19 protein-coding genes are annotated in these 15719 nt (G+C 57.3%); 10 read left to right on the top strand and 9 right to left on the bottom strand.

Annotation, left to right across the window (positions count from 1 at the left end; all coding sequences use genetic code 11):
• The 5 genes from trbJ to trbB are packed head-to-tail and all read right to left on the bottom strand — an operon-like array spanning nucleotide 1 to nucleotide 4845.
• Nucleotides 1-789 carry a P-type conjugative transfer protein TrbJ gene (gene trbJ / locus J2X71_RS37200; RefSeq protein WP_310390425.1) on the bottom strand — a complete coding sequence of 263 codons (789 nt, stop codon included), beginning with the start codon at nucleotides 787-789 and terminating at the stop codon, nucleotides 1-3.
• Nucleotides 764-3202 carry a conjugal transfer protein TrbE gene (locus J2X71_RS37205; protein ID WP_310390426.1) on the bottom strand — a complete coding sequence of 813 codons (2439 nt, stop codon included), beginning with the start codon at nucleotides 3200-3202 and terminating at the stop codon, nucleotides 764-766. Before J2X71_RS37205 ends, trbJ begins: the two co-directional genes overlap by 26 nt.
• Nucleotides 3203-3205: 3 nt before the next feature.
• On the bottom strand, nucleotides 3206-3505 hold the full coding sequence (locus J2X71_RS37210; protein ID WP_310390427.1) for a conjugal transfer protein TrbD: 300 nt from the start codon (nucleotides 3503-3505) through the stop codon (nucleotides 3206-3208).
• Nucleotides 3498-3863, bottom strand: a complete 366-nt coding sequence (locus J2X71_RS37215) for a TrbC/VirB2 family protein (protein ID WP_310390428.1) — start codon at nucleotides 3861-3863, stop codon at nucleotides 3498-3500. The genes J2X71_RS37210 and J2X71_RS37215 overlap by 8 nt, the downstream gene beginning before the upstream one ends.
• Nucleotides 3853-4845 carry a P-type conjugative transfer ATPase TrbB gene (trbB, locus tag J2X71_RS37220; RefSeq protein ID WP_405049800.1) on the bottom strand — a complete coding sequence of 331 codons (993 nt, stop codon included), beginning with the start codon at nucleotides 4843-4845 and terminating at the stop codon, nucleotides 3853-3855. The genes J2X71_RS37215 and trbB overlap by 11 nt, the downstream gene beginning before the upstream one ends.
• 119 nt (nucleotides 4846-4964) lie before the next feature.
• On the opposite strand from trbB, the gene J2X71_RS37225 reads away from it, so the two are divergent.
• From J2X71_RS37225 to J2X71_RS37245, 5 genes are all read left to right on the top strand, one after another.
• A complete protein-coding gene (locus J2X71_RS37225; RefSeq protein ID WP_310390429.1) occupies nucleotides 4965-5438 on the top strand; it encodes a helix-turn-helix domain-containing protein in 474 nt (157 codons plus the stop codon).
• A 627-nt stretch (nucleotides 5439-6065) separates the two neighbouring features.
• Nucleotides 6066-7427 (top strand): plasmid replication protein RepC, encoded by a 1362-nt coding sequence (gene repC, locus J2X71_RS37230; protein WP_310390430.1) that lies wholly within the window; start codon nucleotides 6066-6068, stop codon nucleotides 7425-7427.
• Nucleotides 7428-7437: 10 nt separating this feature from the next.
• Nucleotides 7438-7932, top strand: coding sequence for an Rrf2 family transcriptional regulator (locus tag J2X71_RS37235; protein WP_310390431.1), 495 nt, complete (start codon nucleotides 7438-7440; stop codon nucleotides 7930-7932).
• 203 nt (nucleotides 7933-8135) lie between these two features.
• Entirely contained in the window at nucleotides 8136-8522 is a 387-nt protein-coding gene (locus tag J2X71_RS37240; RefSeq protein ID WP_310390432.1) for a thermonuclease family protein, read from the top strand.
• Nucleotides 8523-8770: 248 nt separating this feature from the next.
• Nucleotides 8771-9613: a hypothetical protein gene (locus J2X71_RS37245; protein ID WP_310390433.1), complete on the top strand. Its 843-nt coding sequence runs from the start codon at nucleotides 8771-8773 to the stop codon at nucleotides 9611-9613.
• Nucleotides 9614-9616: 3 nt separating this feature from the next.
• Here the strand turns inward: J2X71_RS37245 and J2X71_RS37250 are convergent, their stop codons facing one another.
• The 3 genes from J2X71_RS37250 to J2X71_RS37260 are packed head-to-tail and all read right to left on the bottom strand — an operon-like array spanning nucleotide 9617 to nucleotide 10603.
• Nucleotides 9617-10012, bottom strand: a complete 396-nt coding sequence (locus tag J2X71_RS37250) for a hypothetical protein (protein WP_310390434.1) — start codon at nucleotides 10010-10012, stop codon at nucleotides 9617-9619.
• Between the two features lie 12 nt (nucleotides 10013-10024).
• Nucleotides 10025-10312 carry a HigA family addiction module antitoxin gene (locus J2X71_RS37255; RefSeq protein ID WP_310390435.1) on the bottom strand — a complete coding sequence of 96 codons (288 nt, stop codon included), beginning with the start codon at nucleotides 10310-10312 and terminating at the stop codon, nucleotides 10025-10027.
• Between the two features lie 12 nt (nucleotides 10313-10324).
• Nucleotides 10325-10603, bottom strand: coding sequence for a type II toxin-antitoxin system RelE/ParE family toxin (locus J2X71_RS37260; RefSeq protein WP_310390436.1), 279 nt, complete (start codon nucleotides 10601-10603; stop codon nucleotides 10325-10327).
• Nucleotides 10604-11023: 420 nt separating this feature from the next.
• Between J2X71_RS37260 and J2X71_RS37265 the strand changes: the two genes are divergently transcribed.
• From J2X71_RS37265 to J2X71_RS37285, 5 genes are all read left to right on the top strand, one after another.
• On the top strand, nucleotides 11024-12940 hold the full coding sequence (locus J2X71_RS37265; protein WP_310390437.1) for a ParB/RepB/Spo0J family partition protein: 1917 nt from the start codon (nucleotides 11024-11026) through the stop codon (nucleotides 12938-12940).
• A 68-nt stretch (nucleotides 12941-13008) separates the two neighbouring features.
• Nucleotides 13009-13413, top strand: coding sequence for a hypothetical protein (locus J2X71_RS37270; protein WP_310390438.1), 405 nt, complete (start codon nucleotides 13009-13011; stop codon nucleotides 13411-13413).
• A gap of 69 nt (nucleotides 13414-13482) precedes the next feature.
• Complete coding sequence (locus J2X71_RS37275; protein WP_310390439.1) at nucleotides 13483-13833, top strand: type II toxin-antitoxin system RelE/ParE family toxin; 351 nt, start codon at nucleotides 13483-13485, stop codon at nucleotides 13831-13833.
• Complete coding sequence (gene nadS / locus J2X71_RS37280) at nucleotides 13830-14114, top strand: NadS family protein (protein WP_310390440.1); 285 nt, start codon at nucleotides 13830-13832, stop codon at nucleotides 14112-14114. The genes J2X71_RS37275 and nadS overlap by 4 nt, the downstream gene beginning before the upstream one ends.
• Nucleotides 14115-14364: 250 nt before the next feature.
• The gene (locus J2X71_RS37285; RefSeq protein WP_310390441.1) at nucleotides 14365-14841 is read left to right on the top strand and encodes a hypothetical protein; all 477 of its coding nucleotides are present in this window, start codon (nucleotides 14365-14367) and stop codon (nucleotides 14839-14841) included.
• Here the strand turns inward: J2X71_RS37285 and J2X71_RS37290 are convergent.
• Complete coding sequence (locus J2X71_RS37290; protein ID WP_310390442.1) at nucleotides 14835-15296, bottom strand: hypothetical protein; 462 nt, start codon at nucleotides 15294-15296, stop codon at nucleotides 14835-14837. The genes J2X71_RS37285 and J2X71_RS37290 overlap by 7 nt on opposite strands.
• Between the last annotated feature and the right edge of the window lie 423 nt (nucleotides 15297-15719).

Genomic DNA, 15719 nt, shown 5'->3' on the forward strand with positions numbered 1-15719 from the left:
TTAGAACCGCACTTCCATTTCCTGTCCGCCCGACGTTGACGGCTTGTTGCTGTCAAAGAAGGTGTCGCGGCGCTGCTGGGCGAGGTCCTTGGCGGCCTGTTCGGACTGATACCAAGTTCCCATCATGGTGGATTGCTGGGCGATTAGACCGCGCAATTTCTGCATCTGGTCGACCTGCTGGCTGGCGATCGAATGACCAACCTGCAAAGCCTGCATTTGGCCGACTGCCGATTGCGATTGCTGTTGAAGCTGTCGCATCGTGTTTTGCTCTGTATCGAACTGCTGGGCCGTCAGACCGGCTTGCGCGAGCGTTCCGCCGATCGTGTCACGGTTCGTCTGAGACCAGCTTTGGTATTGCTGCGTGTAGTCCTCGCCACCTTTGACACCGGAGGCAAAGTCCTCAAAGCTGGGGAACCGCTGTTTCAGAACATCGTCCAAGCTTCCCATGGAGAAGGCGATGCCATCTCCCTGTTGCGTCAGCTGGCGCAGCCGATTGAGATCCTGTTGCGCCTGACCCCAAATATTGTCGGGCAGCTTTTCCAGATTCTGCAGCATCGTCCGGTACTGGTCGAGCTGGTTCTGAATCTGCGTGACCTGGTGGGCGATCTGCTGGGCCTCATTCGCCAGCGATTGCACCCCCTGCCCCGACTGTTCGAGAAGCTGGGCGTTGTTGAGAAGCTGAGTCCATTCGGTGGCGCCGCCTGTCGCCGCCCCCGCGTGAACCGCGCTGGGGCTGACAGCCAGCATCAAGCCGACGACAACATTACGAAGCAAAGAGCGACGCAGCATTTTCGATTCCTCTCATTTGAAGCCAATATTGCGGCCAGTCATCACCGTGCTGGTCGTAAAGATCACTGATACGCTTGAGGTCTTCCTTGCCAGACACGCCAACGAAAGACAGGGTGATGGGGCCAAGGCCCATTTCGAACAGGCGCCGGCCATCGGGCGAAACCACGTAGTATTCACGCTTTGGCGTGGCGGTCGCGACGATCTCGATTTGGCGGTCGTTGAAGCCGATCCGCTCGTAAAAGTCCCGCGTGCCGCTTTCCCGCGCCGCGCCGTTCGGCAGGCAAATCTTGGTCGGGCAGGATTCCTTGAGAACGTCCATGATGCCGGACTTGTCCGCATCGGAAATCGACTGCGTTGCCAGCACGACCGCGCAGTTCGCGCGGCGCAGGGTTTTGAGCCATTCACGGATTTTGTCACGGAATGCCGGGTGGCCGAGCATAATCCATGCCTCATCGAGAATGATGAGGCTGGGAGCGCCCGTCAGTCGCTTTTCGATGCGGCGGAACAGATAGAGCAATACCGGGACGAGGTTGCGCTCGCCCATGTTCATCAGCTCGTCAATTTCGAACGTCTGAAAGGTCGAGAGATTGAGATTATCGGTTTCAGCGTCGAGCAAATGGCCCATAGGGCCATCGACCGTATAGTGACGCAGCGCGTCCTTGATCGACTTCATCTGTACGCCTGACACGAAATCCGAGATCGACCGCCGTTCCGATTTCGACATGAGGTCGATCTGATGTGCGATCGCGTTTCGATGATCGGGCGTGACCTTTTCGCCCTGCATTTCGATCAGGGTTTCGAGCCATTCAGACGCCCACGCCTTATCGGCGTCGGTGTCGAGATCCTTCAGCGGGCAGAATGCGAGATCTTCACTCGCGCCCACATCATAGAAATCACCACCCACGGCGCGCGTTAGCGGATACATGGACCGGCCTTTGTCGAAGGCGAAAATCTGGCTGTCGAGATAGCGCCGGAACTGAGCAGCGATCAAAGCTAGCAATGTCGACTTACCCGACCCGGTTGGCCCGAAAATCAAGGTGTGGCCCAGGTCGCCAACATGTAGGTTGAGACGGAACGGCGTCGAGCCAGAGGCCACTTGCATCAGCGGCGGCGAGTTCTCGGGATAGAACGGGCAGGGATTGTAGGGCTCGCCAGACCAGACCGAATTAAGGGGCACAAGGTCCGCAAGGTTGCGGGTGTGGATCAGCGGTTCACGGATGTTGGCGTACCAGTTGCCCGGAAGGCTGCCCAAGAAAGCTTCCGTGGCATTCAGCGACTCGATGCGAGCGCCGAAACCTTCCGATTGGACAAGGCGGCGAACGCTTTCCGCCTGCTTGCGCAATTTGGCGTCGTCATCCCCGAACATGACGATGACCGGCGTGTAGTAGCCATAAGCGACGAGCTGGGAGTTTGCCGCAGCAATCGCATCCTCAGCTTCGCTCACCATTAGAAGCGCGTCTTGATTCACCGATCCGCTATTGGTCTTGAAAAGCTGGTCGGTGAAGGGCCGGACCTTTTGAATCCACTTCTTGCGCGTACGTTCGAGCCGCTGGGTGGCTTCAAGCGGGTCCATGAACATGAACCGCGACGACCACCGATAGGTCAGCGGCATGAGATCGAGAACGTTGAGGATGCCCGGCCAGCTTTCAGACGGAAAGCCGTCGATCGCGACGATCTGCATGTAACGGCCGTCCACCATGGGCGAGAGGCCATGGTGGAACTCAGCGGTTGCCAGATAATCCAGATACATCGGGATTTCGGGAAGGCGAACGGGATGGTTCTCGCCCACGAGGCAAAACCGGACGAACTGGAAAAGATCGTCGTATTTGGCGACACGATAGCCGCCACGGTCTTCGACTTCCTGAGTGATCATGCGACGGATCGAAACCACGTTCTGCATGTATTGCTCGAACTCGCGGATCGAGTTCCGGAAATATTCAAGAATGCGGTCAGCGTGCGAAGTGGAGCGAGATTCCGGGTCTGCATACACGTATTTGACCAATCCGGATTTACGGGTATCGGGCTCACGATAGGTCAGGACGATAGCGTGCTGGCTCTCAAAGTGGCCTTCGGCCATTTCGAAACGCTTGCGCCGTTCGTCATCGATCAATTGACTTACCCGGTCAGGGAAATGCGACCGATCCTTGGCCGGATAGTCGGTAGTCGGCACGCGCACGGCTTCAACCTGAATCATCCAGCCCGTGCCGAGGCGGGCGAGTATGGAGTTGATGTTGCGCGAAACTTCGTTGCGCTCGTAATCGGTCGAGCTTTCGCTGTCCGGGCCAGCGAAGTACCAGCCCGCCATAAGTGAGCCGTCCTTGAGCAACATGATGCCGTTATCGACCAAGCCGGCATAGGGCATGAGGTCGGAAAATGATGCGCCCGTATGGCGAAATTTCTTGAGTGAAACCATCGGTCAGTATTTCCGCCAAGGGCTAGAGGTTGGCCGGTAGTGGGCGCGGTACTTCATGTGCCGGAGATAGACCTGGCGCATGAGAGGATCGGCCTTCGCCATCATGCGAAGCAGGCCGACAACCACGATCCAGATGACGAAGCCGACCACGGCGGAAACCGCGGTCAGCACGACGAAAATGAGGATGACCGCAGTAAGCCCGGTCATCAGGACGAGCTCACGGTCCGCCCCGAAAAGCAGGGTCGGACGTGAGAGGGCGCGGTGAATCCGCACCCTATCCAGCCGGCTTTCCTGCTCAGCCATGCGCCTTTTCCAGTGCCATGCTCTGCTGCGCCTCAAGCGGAATACCGATTGAGGAACCGCCGCCGCCGAAAAGGCCAACAACTTGCGTAGCGCCGAGAAGAATACCGCAGACGAGAACGACGTAAGCCAAGCGGCGGGCGAAGTCGTTGATCTCGCCACCGAAGATCAGCATGCCGCCGGCGACAGCGACGGCAATAAGCGCGATGCCCATGGCGACGGGGCCGGTAATGGATTGCTGGATTTGTTGCAACGGGCCTTCCCATGGAAGGCCACCACCACCACCACCGGCGAGCGCCGGTTCGATCATCATAATTGAGACGGCCGCGAAGCCGAGAAGCGTTAGGATTTTACGCGACATGGAGTTTTCCCTGAGTGTCAGATGTGGAGTTGCCGATTGGTGTGATGATGTATTGGCCCGCGCGGAAACCATCGACCTTGAGTATTTCTCGAACGACGCGCCCTTTGGGCGTGCGTTCGATGGAAACGATCAAATCGACCGCCTCCCCGATCACTTCGGGCATAGGCTGGGTGCTTACTTCCGCGACGAGCTGTTCGAGACGGGTGAGAGCCGCAAAGGCCGAATTGGAGTGAACCGTTGCGATCCCGCCAGGGTGGCCGGTATTCCAAGCTTTGAGGAGCGTCAGCGCAGCGCCATCGCGAACCTCGCCAACGATGATGCGGTCCGGCCGCAAGCGCATCGTCGATTTCAGAAGACGGCCCATATCGACCGTATCTGTCGTATGCAGGATGACATGATTTTTCGCCGCGCACTGAATTTCGGCGGTGTCTTCCAGAATGACCAAACGGTGTTCGGGCGTGACTTCGACCAGTTCCGCGATGATCGCGTTGGTCAGCGTCGTTTTGCCCGTGCCCGTACCGCCTGAAATAACGATGTTCCTGCGCGCCGCAATCGCCTCGCGGATCGCATCGACCTGAGCGGGCGTCATGATCGCATCGGCCACGTACTTGTCGAGCCGGATCGCCATGGAGGCTTTCTTTCGGATCGTGAACATCGGCAGGTGTGAAGCTGGAGGCAGCAGCCCTTCGAACCGATGGCCGCCCAATGGTAGCTCGCCCGATATGATCGGGCGGTCCATATCGACTTCGGTTTTGAGAGCGTGCGCGACCTTGCCAATGACGATCTCAGCGTCATGCGATGTCATTTCGCCGGCGCTTTCCATGCCTTCACCGATGCGCTCGATGAAAATTTTGCCGTCCGGATTAAGCATCACCTCGACCACAAGCGGGTCTTCGAGTGCTTCGATAATGATTCGGCCAAGCGCATCGCGCAGACCATTCTCGAGCCTCCTGCGAGACTCTTTCGCGCCGTCCCTACTCACTCAACAGCCCCTCTGCCGTGAAACTCATATGACTATGTTGAACTCACAGTTCTGATTTAGAATCTAGCAGTCGTCAACCTAGGGTACTGAAAAACCTCTCGAAGCCTGAAACTTTACACATGGAAACCGGGTATCTGGCACCTGATGGCAACTCCGGTTGGAATCGCCTAATTGCGTTTTTCAGACTAAGAAAAGATCAAGCACCGTCGAAAACGATGGCTAGACTTTTCTATATGCGAAAGTTAAAAGGGATGCAACCGCAAGACCGACTCGTATGGCATCTGGTGAAGCAGGTCGTTGAAACCATATTCCCCGACGAAACAGGGGCCGCCCGCCTGCAACAGGTGGCGGTGTTGCTTACTATCAACGCGCTTCAGGATGGACCGGAGCCGGTTACGACGGCCCGGATCGGGGAAATCTACGGGATTACCCCTTCAATGGCGCATAAGTTGATCGCGCGACTGTTAGATCGCGGCCTGATCGAGAAAAAGACTATCCTCAATAGACAAAATCGCGGCCATTCGACCGCTTTGCGAGTCGTGGAAACTGACATCCTCAAGCAACTCACTGCGACAATACGCAAAGACAGCTGACTATTTCGCAGGGCGTTTGGTGAAGATTGCAAAAGGCAAACTCAATACTTCTCACCCTATGTCGAAATAAACGCCCTCTCCCCTGCAATTCCTGCTCATCAGATCGCCTCGCCCTGGCCGTTGTCCACGGCTTCAGGACGCTAATGCATGCCTGGGCGGATATGGTTACTGGTAAATTAACGAAACAGAGTAGAATTGCGCCGGTGCTAGATTCGCACCGAGTCGCGAGTTAGGCGCTTTAACCGGCCTGCTCGATTTAACGTTTCTGCGTCTAGGTCCTCATTTTTGCAAAATGTCGGTCCGCAGAAAAAATAAATCGTGGTGCTCACGTTAGCTAACCACGGCGCTCAGGAACGTTAAACGGTTGTAGGTGGTCTTGCATGTCGGTCGCGAATCCGGCATCAATACCAATATTCCAAGTCAACATTGAAAGGATGATGTTTGAAGACAGCCCCAAAAAGATAAAGGCCCCGAAGCCGAAGCGACGGAGCCTATCTTTGAACCCTGGGTCGCCAAACCCTGAGCCACTTGAAACCTTGCTCTCAAAGATAGTCTCTCCGGAAATTTTGTCAATGATAAACGCCGCTTTCGGCGACGGGATCGCTTTGCCATTTCAAAGGAGATCCTATGTCGACACCAACCGGTTTCCGGGCGATGACCCCTGGAATAAGCAATGCCCTCCAGCTTGCCGAGCAATGGGGTATTCAGACGGCCGTTGCCAAAGAGCGCGCCGTTTTGGCCTTTAATCAGGCCGCAAAACTCATTGGAATTTCCGCGCAGGGGCGTGAGATCATCAACATGATCCTCAGCTTCACGCGCGATTGCGATTGGCATGGCGATAGCCGTCCGCTCGCATGGCCAGACAATCAAAGGCTGATGGATCAGACCGGACTTTCGCCAGCTGCGCTCAAGCGAAACTTTCGCGTACTGGCCGAGGCCGGATTAATCGCCTTCAAAGATAGTCCGAATGGTCGCCGCGTGGGTAAGCGCAATCCGCATACCGGCAAGATTGATCTGGACCGGAGCTACGGTTTCGATCTCTCACCTCTTGGGGTCAGGACGCCCGAGCTGGAACAACTGGCCGCTGAGGAGCGCCGTCGGGCCGATTATACGCGGAACCTGGCGCACCAGTTCACGTGTCATAGGAAAATGCTCACCTCGATACTGGAAGCGGCGACGGAGAACGACTTGCCCGGACCTTGGCGAGAATGCGCCGAGGAGCTTGCCGTATTGGCACACGCCCGACGCGGCCGTTGCGATACCGCACGGCTCGAAAGCCTTTGTGACCGTATCGCCGCCGTCCTTGAACGGGCGAAGACGGCCTATGCCGCAGCAGCTGACCGATTTGGTGAAGATAGGCATACCGGCCCTGCCCCGACCGAGGCGACGAGAGGAGCCGAAGGTCCTTCATTCGACATTAATATGAGCCCCTTGGGGTCCACCAAAGAGCCGCACATACAGAATACAACCGAGAAAAATAAATTCGATTTGTACAGAGAAGAACGGCGAGCCGCTGACGCGGCTCAACTCAATTTGCTAGACGCCGGCGATGCCGGCGAAGATGGCTTTGGAAAAAAGCCTGAGCGTGACGCAACGCCGGGGCAAGACTGCAATATTGTCGCTAAACCGATCGACTTGAACACGATCCGGACATTCTGCCCTGAATTCTGGCAATGGGTGTACGCTAAAAACGGCGTTCCCACATGGGACGACGTGGTTGTTGCCGCTTCAGGGGTGGTCCGCGCGAGTTTGAATATACCGGAATCGACGTGGAAAGCCGCGGCGCGGCTTCTGGGCCGGGAAAGCGCGGCCGTTGCGGTCGCTCTGATCTTTGAAAAGAACGCTGAGGGTATTATTACCACACCCGGAGCGTACCTGAATGGGATGGTGAGAAAGGCGCAAGAAGGGGACTTGCACTTGCCGCCGTCGCTTTTCCATTGGCGCTCGCCCCGGAAAAATCGGGGAACTCCGCCAAAAACAATAAATTAGGAGTTCGGCAATGCAGCTGACCACCCGAACCGACAATGCCATCAAGATTATGCTCTATCTCGCCGCCCAGGTCGAGGACCGATGGGTGCCGGCGCCAGAGATCGCCTCTGCAATAGCAGCCTCCGCTTTCGTAGTGCAGAAAATCGTGCTCGACTTGTCGCTTGCCGATCTTCTGCGCACATCGAGGGGGCGGTACGGCGGAATAAAGCTCGCTCGAAACCTAGCCGACGTCCAGCTTTCGGAAGTTGTGTCCGTTGGCGAAAGTGAGACAGGCTGGAAGTTCACCGAATGCGATCGTCACCCGAATTGTGATTGCTATCTCAGCGGCGGGAAATGCACGTTGCGCGCAATGTATCGTGGTGTCCAAGAGCAGATTATGGGCATTTTTGCCAAGATAACTCTTGCTCAGGTTCGCACTGAAGAAACCGATCAGGCGGCCAGAGAACACGCCGTTAGATGGCGTGAAAGAACAAATGATCACGGTAAAGTGAATGCACGAGTATGACGCTTTATGAATGGTGTCGCTAACGCCAAAATTGTACGGCTCCGCGCAATTTAGAACTGAACTTGAGATTTAGGGGCTTGCCCGTGTGGCGAATCTTCAAATTATGGGCAATTGCTCTGTGTGTGGTTCTGACCGCAACGTGTTTAGCGTCGGCGCAGTCCAAGACAGGTAGAATCTCGGTTTGGAGTGGCAGCGAGTTTCAGATGAAGGGGTCGAACCTCACAGTTCGGCTTTTTGGCATTGAGACCTGCGGGCTGGATCAAAAGGCGCACTACCAGAATGTGGCCTGGCCTTGCGGGATTGTCGCTGCAGGATGGTTGACGCAGCTGACGCTTGGTTACGAGATCAAGTGTCTGGAGGAGGGACAGGCGGGTTATGCCGCTATTTATGGGCGCTGTTATTTGCCCAGCGGTGAGGACATCGCAAAGCTGGCGCTGGAACAAGGAATGGCATTGGCCGCTCGTCAGAATGGTCAGCCGATCGTGAATGCCTATGGATTAATCGAGGAAAAGGCCCGTAGCAGTCAAACCGGAATCTGGTCTTCGAATTTTGTGCATGGGGGGGTGTTGTATCGCGCAGGAGAGTACTGAGTGTTTAGTGGTAGTTCATGCAAGATAAATAATGGCGCATTCGGGCTTTTGCCCGACCCGGCTATCCCCGCCCCTTCGGGGCTAATCGAGCCAGATTCGGCTTGCTTCGGGGCATTTCTAAGCCCTGCCGCCGTCTCCTCCGGAGCCGTCAGCAGACCAGAAAAGCCGGCCTCGCAATTGACCTGTCTCGACCTATCGGGGTCTATCCGTCGCGCTACAGTGGTGTTTTCTCTTGAGGAGAATACCGCATGGACGTGAATTCCCGAGAAGAACTCCCGGTGCAGCTCGCACCGGTCTATTACCAATACGCCGTCGATAAAATCGTCTGCTCACGTGGACCTAACGACACCCAATCGAAGGCCATCAAATGCGTGGGCCTCTACTCTGTCATCGTCCGCATGGCGGCCGAGGACCGGGAACTGACCCACGCCAAGATCGCGGAGCGCATCGGAACGACCTATCCCGGCCTTCTGAAACCGCTCGAATATCTCAAACGTCTTCAGCTCGTTGCTGCCGTTCGGCAGAAAGTGCCTGGCACTCAAATCAATGTGCAGCACATTTTGGTGCCGCGGCCGCTGATCGAGAACGTTAGGCGGGATCTCAAACGCGCCGCTAACCTTCCGCCCGACGAGGACCTGACCGAATTCGGCCTTGTCGTGCCGCGACCCTGGCACGATACCGTCAATCATGTTCTCGATTATCGGGATGAGGGCGACACAACGGGCCGAGCCCTGAAAGCCCTTGGCCTTATTCCATTCATGGCTCGCCTTGCTGCTGACGGTCTACCTGTCACAAGGCCCGTTCTTTCAAGAAAATTGGGCATAGCCGAAAACACTCTTGCACCCCTCATTTCTCTCCTCGAAGCAAGAAACTTGGTTGAGATCGAAGAGCGCCGCATTCCCGGTCACATCGGCACGGAATATGCCATCCATATTCCATCCGCGATCGTTGAGCGCGTTCGCCGCGCCGTGCGCCGGCTGGAAAAGGAGGGCTCAATCCGCAACTGGCCGAACAGTGTGCGCAACCGGACACTTGCCCGTGAAGTGCATCAGAAATTGGCGGAAGACTACGGACGTCGTTTCGCGCCCTGAGCGTCAGGTTGGGATCGGTTCCGGTGTGGGGAAATTTTCGGACGTTTCAAGCTTCCGTAGAAACTGAGGACTGAAATGGAAAACCTTTGCCTTGCCGCGCCCCAAGGAAGTCCTTCCCCACGTCTCGGTAAGCAAACCGCGCTCGATCAGAGAGGTTATTCCTTCTTGTGCTGTGACCCGATTCATACCAGTCATTTCGGTCAAGGTCGTAAGCGATAGCGGTAGCCCTTTAGCCCTCAAAAGATAAAGCACAACAATTGTCGTGAGCTGTTTTGTACTGGATGCCGCCGTTGTATCCTCTGGCGCACTGACAATCACCTCCTGAAACAGCGCTTCAAGAAGCGACAGGTCGCGCGATTTCTTTAAGAATAGATCGAGGGTCGGGGATTTTATGCTCATAGGTCAGACGTTCTATGCGGCAGCTGGTTGCAACCGCTGAACGACCGGCAAATCGCGCTCCTGGGCCTTCGACAGCTCATAATTGGCCTGTAGGTTCATCCAGAACCGCGCCGAGCTGACACCCGCCCGCTCCAGCCGGATAGCAAGGTCCGGACTGATACCGGCGTGCCCATTGACCACGCGCGATAGCGTCGTTCTGGACACGCCGAGCCGCTGGGCGGCGTCTGTAACCTCGATACCGAGCGGTACAAGAACGTCTTCACGCAAAAGCTCGCCGGGATGGGGATGATTCTTCATCATAGTTCCTGTCCTTCAATGATAGTCCATATAGTCGACCAGCTCTGCATCCGAGCCGATGAAGCGGAAGGTCACACGCCAGTTGCCGTTTACCCATACTGCCCAATGGCCTTCCAGATCACCGTGCAGCGGATGGAGCCGGTAGCCCGGAAAATTCATCTCTCCCGAGTTCGTTGCGCCATCCAGAGCGGCGAGAATGCGTCTCAGCTTTGGAGCGTGCGCCGCTTGGATGCCACGGGTCGAACCTGTTTCAAACAGAACCTTGAGGCCCTTGTGACGGAAGCTGATAATCATATCGATGATATGTAGCGTGTATCGCGTCACGCTTCAAGAAATTTAGGCAATGGCGGTTGCGCTTGGTCAGCGCTGCGCTCGAGCAGGCGCACCGTCCAATTCTTTTTTCTGCAGGAGGGGAAAGGGCGGCTCCGCCCCCTCTCCCCAGCAAGCCGAAACAGGGCATCCCCCATCCTTCACTCACCACCTGGGCGCCGGCGATGCCGGCTTGGCGCTTCGTTGCAGGACGCGGGCGCGGATTTGCTGCGCGGATCCGCACTGCCGCGCGCCTTCGGCGTGGGTGGTCCCCCCTGCCCTGTTTCGGCTTGCCCCCCTCTCCCCCGATCGGATCGCCGATTGCTCGGGAGCAGGAGCGGGGCTCCTGCCCGATCTGGGCAGGTCCGCTTCGCGGGAAAAAGGGAAAAATAGGAGTTTCACCCCATGACCGAGATCATCACAGTTCCATTGAACAAGCTGGACGCCGACCCCAAGAACGTCCGCAAAACCTATACTGTCGAGAGCATCGAGGGCCTTGCCGCATCGATCCTCGCCAATGGTCAGTTGCAGAATATCGTTGTTCGCAAGGCTCCGAAGGGCCGCTTTTTCGCTACCGCTGGCGGTCGTCGCCTTGCCGCCTTCCGGCTGCTGGCCGAGCGCGGCCAGATCGCGGAGGATCACGCCATCGAGGCAAAGGTGAAACACGCCGACGACGCCACAGAAATCAGCTTGACCGAAAACGTCATGCGCGAGGCCATGCACCCCGCCGACCAGTTCGCAGCGTTCAAGGTGCTGTTTGATGAGGGCAAGACCGTTAGCGATATTGCCGCCCGATACGGCACGACCGAAATCATCGTCAACCGCCGTTTGGCGCTGGCAAAGGTTTCCCCGGTTCTGTTCGAAGCCTACCGCGCAGAGCAGATGAGCTTTGAGCAGCTTTCAGCCTTCACCATCACCGATGATCATGCCCGACAGGAGGAAGTTTGGACGAACCTGCCGACATGGGACAAAGGCCCGCAGACCATCAAGCGCCAGTTGACCGGCGAGGAAGTCCCGGCCAGCGATAAGCGGGTAGCCTTCATTGGTGGCCTCGATGCCTATGAGGAAGCCGGTGGCCCTGTTCGTCGTGACCTGTTTGTAGAAGATCGCGGCGGTTTTGCTTGCGATCCGGCATTGCTGGAAAAGCTGGTGGCCGAAAAGCTGGAAAGCGAAGCCGAGGCAGTGAGGGCCGAGGGCTGGAAATGGGTGGAAATCGTTTCGCAGCAGCCGAACAACTTCTATTCCATGGACCGCGTTTACCCGCAGCGTGTCGAACTCAGCGACGAAGCACAAGCAAAGCTGGACGAGCTTGCGAGCCAATATGACGAACTGGCCGCGCAGATCGAGGCGGGACCGGAGGACGAAACAGCAGAGGACCGGCTGGCCGATCTGGAATTGCAGATCGAGAACTTGCGTTCATCGGAAAGGGTTTTCAGGGACGAAGACCGTGCCTATGCCGGTGTGTTCGTCATGCTCGACTATCACGGTCGTCTCACCGTCTCGCGTGGCATGGTTCGTGCGGAGGACAAGAAGAAACAGGAGCAGGCCGCAAGCGGCACGGTTGGCGGGGATGAGGAAGACGAGGACGACGAGAAGGCCGCAACCCTCACCCATTCGGCAACCTTGATCGAAGATTTGACGGCTCAGAAGACCGCCGCCCTGCGCGTCGAAGTTGCCAACAATTCCGACATTGCGCTTGTTGCCGTGGTGCATGCCCTGTTGCTCAGCACCGTCTATCGTGGCCGGTATGGCATGGGACAGGCGCAGAGCGTTATGCAGATCAGCCTTACCCATGAACGGCTGGAGGGTTCGTTGAAGCGCCCAGATGAAAACAAGGCGCTCGAAGATTGGGAGAGCATTGGGGAGAATTATGGTCATATACTCCCCGGCGACAGCGGCGACCTGTGGGAATGGCTGCTGGATCAGTGCCGCGACCAGCTTTTGAATCTGCTGGCATTTGCGTCAGCCCATTCGGTCAATGCCGTGGAACTGAAATATTCAGGTGACCGGAAAGAGGCGTTCGCCCATGCCGACCAGCTGGGCCAAGCCCTCAATGTGAAGATGGGCGATTACTTCACCCCGACCGCAGAGAGCTATTTCAGCCACTTGAACCGCCAGAGCATCGGCGCGGCGCTTGCCGAGGTGTGCGGCGCTGACTTCGCCGCTGGCGTGTCCAGCATGAAGAAGGCAGATGCCGCCGAATATGCGGCAAAGTCGATCAAGGGCACCGGATGGCTCCCGCCTCATATCCGCATTCCGCTTGCCCCGACCGATGAGGCCGAAGGCGCTGAAATCCACCCTTTCCCAGTGGCGGCTGAATAACCAGCCGCTGCATCCCGGCCACGTCATCTCCTGCGTGGCCGGGTCCCCATTCTATGAGGTATAGACCCATGCCCCCCATTCTCCCCCTGAACAATGAGGAACATGTAGCCGTTCAGGCTTACGCCCTCGAACATGGCCGCAACTGGAAAGCCGCTTTGCGCGACGACTGGATGAATGCCAGAACGACCGGCATCTTGCAGGCGCTGCGCAATTCTCATGGCCCTAGCTGGCTGGCCAGCTATTCTCTTGCGGACTGGCCGCGCTCCCTGTTCAGCGCCGAGATTGCGCTAGACCAGACGCCCGATCCGCGCCTTGCCGCCCTTGCATGCCGCAAGATGATCGCCGCTTACATCGAATCTGACGGTTCGGTGAAGTGGGAGGAACTGGACGACGCTTGCGCCCTTGCCGTGCAGGCGTTCGGTTTACCCGCCAATTTCATCGCCATCGCCAGACAGGTTGGTGCGGACGAATAAATCCTTCTATCCGGCATTGCCGTATATTTACTTGACAGATAGGGCGGCATTGCCGTATAGATCGATCCTATGCAGAGTGTAATCCAGACCCCCACTTTTCTGACGCAGGCCAAGCGATGCGGCCTATCCGATGAGGAGCTTCAGGAGATTGTCGCTGTTATTGCCGCTGATCCCGAAGGCGGAGATTTGATGGCAGGGACAGGCGGGGCTCGAAAGATGCGCCACGCCCGCGAAGGTCAGGGGAAAAGCGGCGGATTTCGGACCATTCACTATTTCGGGGGTGGCGATATTCCAGTGTTTGCCCTCGCAATCTACGGGAAGAACGAGAAGGGAAACCTTTCAAAGGCCGAGCGGAACGAACTGGCCCGCATCCTTCCCAAACTGGCAGATGCCTATAGGCAGAGAAAGGATAAGATATGAACTTCGGAAAAGAGCTTATCCAGAGCGCAGAAGAAGCTCTTGCAATTGCAGAAGGGCGCGAGGAACCCGCAGCAGTGTTCGTGCCGGAAACGGTCGATGTTGCTGCCATTCGTAAAAGGCAGAAGCTATCCCAAGCTGAATTCGCCAAGCGGTATGGCTTGCCCACAGGCACTATAAAGGATTGGGAGCAAAAACGCCGCCAGCCTGATCGTGCCGCCGTGCTTCTTTTGAAGGTGATCGAGAAAGCGCCGGACATGGTGGCGCAGGCGATCCGCACCTAACGGACGCCGTTGGCTAAAAGAAATCTTTGGCTGCCAAACTGGCTCGCATCGGCGCGAGCCAGCCAATAAGGACTGGACCAAGTTGTTGAGGGGAGGCCCGCGCCCCCTCCCCTCAAACTCCCCTTCCCGCCATTTTTGCATTTTTTCCGATCTCGAAGCAGTCACAATAGCTTGGCTGTATCTTTCGCCGTATAGTGCTGGTGATACAAAGCGTCGGAGAACCTTCGCATCAGACTGGAAGGAATGCACCATGGAAGAGCTGCTTTGGAAAATGGCCATGTCGCTAGGGGCGATTGTCCTGATAATCGCGGCCTTCGGTGCGCTTCATTCTGTTGTCGAGACCAAGACAGGCTATGAGCCGTTCACCCGTCAAAAGCTCACCCTGCTGAGCTTTACGGCCGCGCTCTTTCACGGTGCTTTCTACCTGCAAGACCAGACCGCCCACCTGGCCGGAAAGCCGTGGGCTTTCCCGGCTATGGTGGCCGGAGCCGCAATCCTTGCGGTTTACATCGTTCTGCAGAACTTCCGGAAGGCTGGTTGGCTATGGGGCGCGGTTGTCACCGCCGCCCAATCGCTCATTCTTGTCGCGCTTGGCCCCATGTTCGGGGCCATGCTGGCGCTGTTCCTGTTCCGGGGCCTTACCAAAAATTGGCGTGGTAGCGGCTTCTCGCCCAACTCCCCGGCTCCACAGCCCAATTTTCTCTACCCAGCAAATCCGCCTTATTGATTGAGGTGGTTTTCCGGCATGTTCGATACGAGCCGCCAATAGGCAGACCGGGTTTCTGCTGTCAGTTCCTGTGAGGGCAGCGCCCGCATTGCACCCGCGGCGGTTTGCGGTGCTAGCGACGAGGTGAACGGCGCGCGTTCGCCAAAGCGCACGCCGCCCTTGTTCACCGCCGCATCCAACAAGGCGCTGACCTCGCTTGCGCGGTTGTCACGCGCAGCAGTCAGGAACACGCCATCAAACACGATGCTGACAAGGCCATAACCGGGGACCTTATAATCGACTAGGGCGGCGACGAGAGGAAAATTGGTATCAGGTCCATCACTTTCAGTCGCGGATTCGCCGGTTTTGGGCGAGGCCAACAGGGTAACGCTTTCTGTTTCCGGCGCATCGATCAGGTCGATGAGCGCCGAAAGGTTCGCGTTCGTGGAGGAATTCGTGAAGCGCAACACTGTCATGGGCGGTTATCCTTTTCGCTGTTAAACCTTTGACAATCCGGCCTTCTGGCCGATGACCGCACTATAGTTCGCGGCGATACAAGGAACCAGACCAGCAACGGTAAGCCCGCTTCTGGCGGGCTTGCTTGATGTTCCGCAGACGGGAAAAGCGGGCTCTGCCCCCTCTCCCCAGCAAGCCGAAACAGGGCATCCCCCATCCTTCACTCACCACCTGGGCGCCGGCGATGCCGGCTTGGCGCTTCGTTGCAGGACGCGGGCGCGGATTTGCTGCGCGGATCCGCACTGCCGCGCGCCTTCGGCGTGGGTGGTCCCCCCTGCCCTGTTTCGGCTTGCCCCCCTCTCCCCCGATCGGATCGCCGATTGCTCGGGAGCAGGAGCGGGGCTCCTGCCCGATCTGGGCAGGTCCGCTTCGCGGGAAAAAGG

This window comes from Rhizobium sp. 1399 (assembly GCF_031455475.1).
Classification (GTDB): Bacteria; Pseudomonadota; Alphaproteobacteria; order Rhizobiales; family Rhizobiaceae; genus Rhizobium.

Excerpts from the sequence above, each read along its gene's own strand:
- repC (WP_310390430.1), top strand. The coding sequence starts at position 6,066 with ATGTCGACACCAACCGGTTTCCGGGCGATGACCCCTGGAATAAGCAAT.
- J2X71_RS37255 (WP_310390435.1), bottom strand. The coding sequence starts at position 10,312 with ATGATGAAGAATCATCCCCATCCCGGCGAGCTTTTGCGTGAAGACGTT.
- J2X71_RS37260 (WP_310390436.1), bottom strand. The coding sequence starts at position 10,603 with ATGATTATCAGCTTCCGTCACAAGGGCCTCAAGGTTCTGTTTGAAACA.
- J2X71_RS37205 (WP_310390426.1), bottom strand. The coding sequence starts at position 3,202 with ATGGTTTCACTCAAGAAATTTCGCCATACGGGCGCATCATTTTCCGAC.
- J2X71_RS37245 (WP_310390433.1), top strand. The coding sequence starts at position 8,771 with ATGGACGTGAATTCCCGAGAAGAACTCCCGGTGCAGCTCGCACCGGTC.
- J2X71_RS37250 (WP_310390434.1), bottom strand. The coding sequence starts at position 10,012 with ATGAGCATAAAATCCCCGACCCTCGATCTATTCTTAAAGAAATCGCGC.
- J2X71_RS37265 (WP_310390437.1), top strand. The coding sequence starts at position 11,024 with ATGACCGAGATCATCACAGTTCCATTGAACAAGCTGGACGCCGACCCC.
- J2X71_RS37285 (WP_310390441.1), top strand. The coding sequence starts at position 14,365 with ATGGAAGAGCTGCTTTGGAAAATGGCCATGTCGCTAGGGGCGATTGTC.
- J2X71_RS37215 (WP_310390428.1), bottom strand. The coding sequence starts at position 3,863 with ATGTCGCGTAAAATCCTAACGCTTCTCGGCTTCGCGGCCGTCTCAATT.
- J2X71_RS37290 (WP_310390442.1), bottom strand. The coding sequence starts at position 15,296 with ATGACAGTGTTGCGCTTCACGAATTCCTCCACGAACGCGAACCTTTCG.
- nadS (WP_310390440.1), top strand. The coding sequence starts at position 13,830 with ATGAACTTCGGAAAAGAGCTTATCCAGAGCGCAGAAGAAGCTCTTGCA.
- trbJ (WP_310390425.1), bottom strand. The coding sequence starts at position 789 with ATGCTGCGTCGCTCTTTGCTTCGTAATGTTGTCGTCGGCTTGATGCTG.
- J2X71_RS37210 (WP_310390427.1), bottom strand. The coding sequence starts at position 3,505 with ATGGCTGAGCAGGAAAGCCGGCTGGATAGGGTGCGGATTCACCGCGCC.
- J2X71_RS37235 (WP_310390431.1), top strand. The coding sequence starts at position 7,438 with ATGCAGCTGACCACCCGAACCGACAATGCCATCAAGATTATGCTCTAT.
- J2X71_RS37270 (WP_310390438.1), top strand. The coding sequence starts at position 13,009 with ATGCCCCCCATTCTCCCCCTGAACAATGAGGAACATGTAGCCGTTCAG.
- J2X71_RS37275 (WP_310390439.1), top strand. The coding sequence starts at position 13,483 with ATGCAGAGTGTAATCCAGACCCCCACTTTTCTGACGCAGGCCAAGCGA.
- J2X71_RS37225 (WP_310390429.1), top strand. The coding sequence starts at position 4,965 with ATGGAAACCGGGTATCTGGCACCTGATGGCAACTCCGGTTGGAATCGC.
- J2X71_RS37240 (WP_310390432.1), top strand. The coding sequence starts at position 8,136 with ATGAAGGGGTCGAACCTCACAGTTCGGCTTTTTGGCATTGAGACCTGC.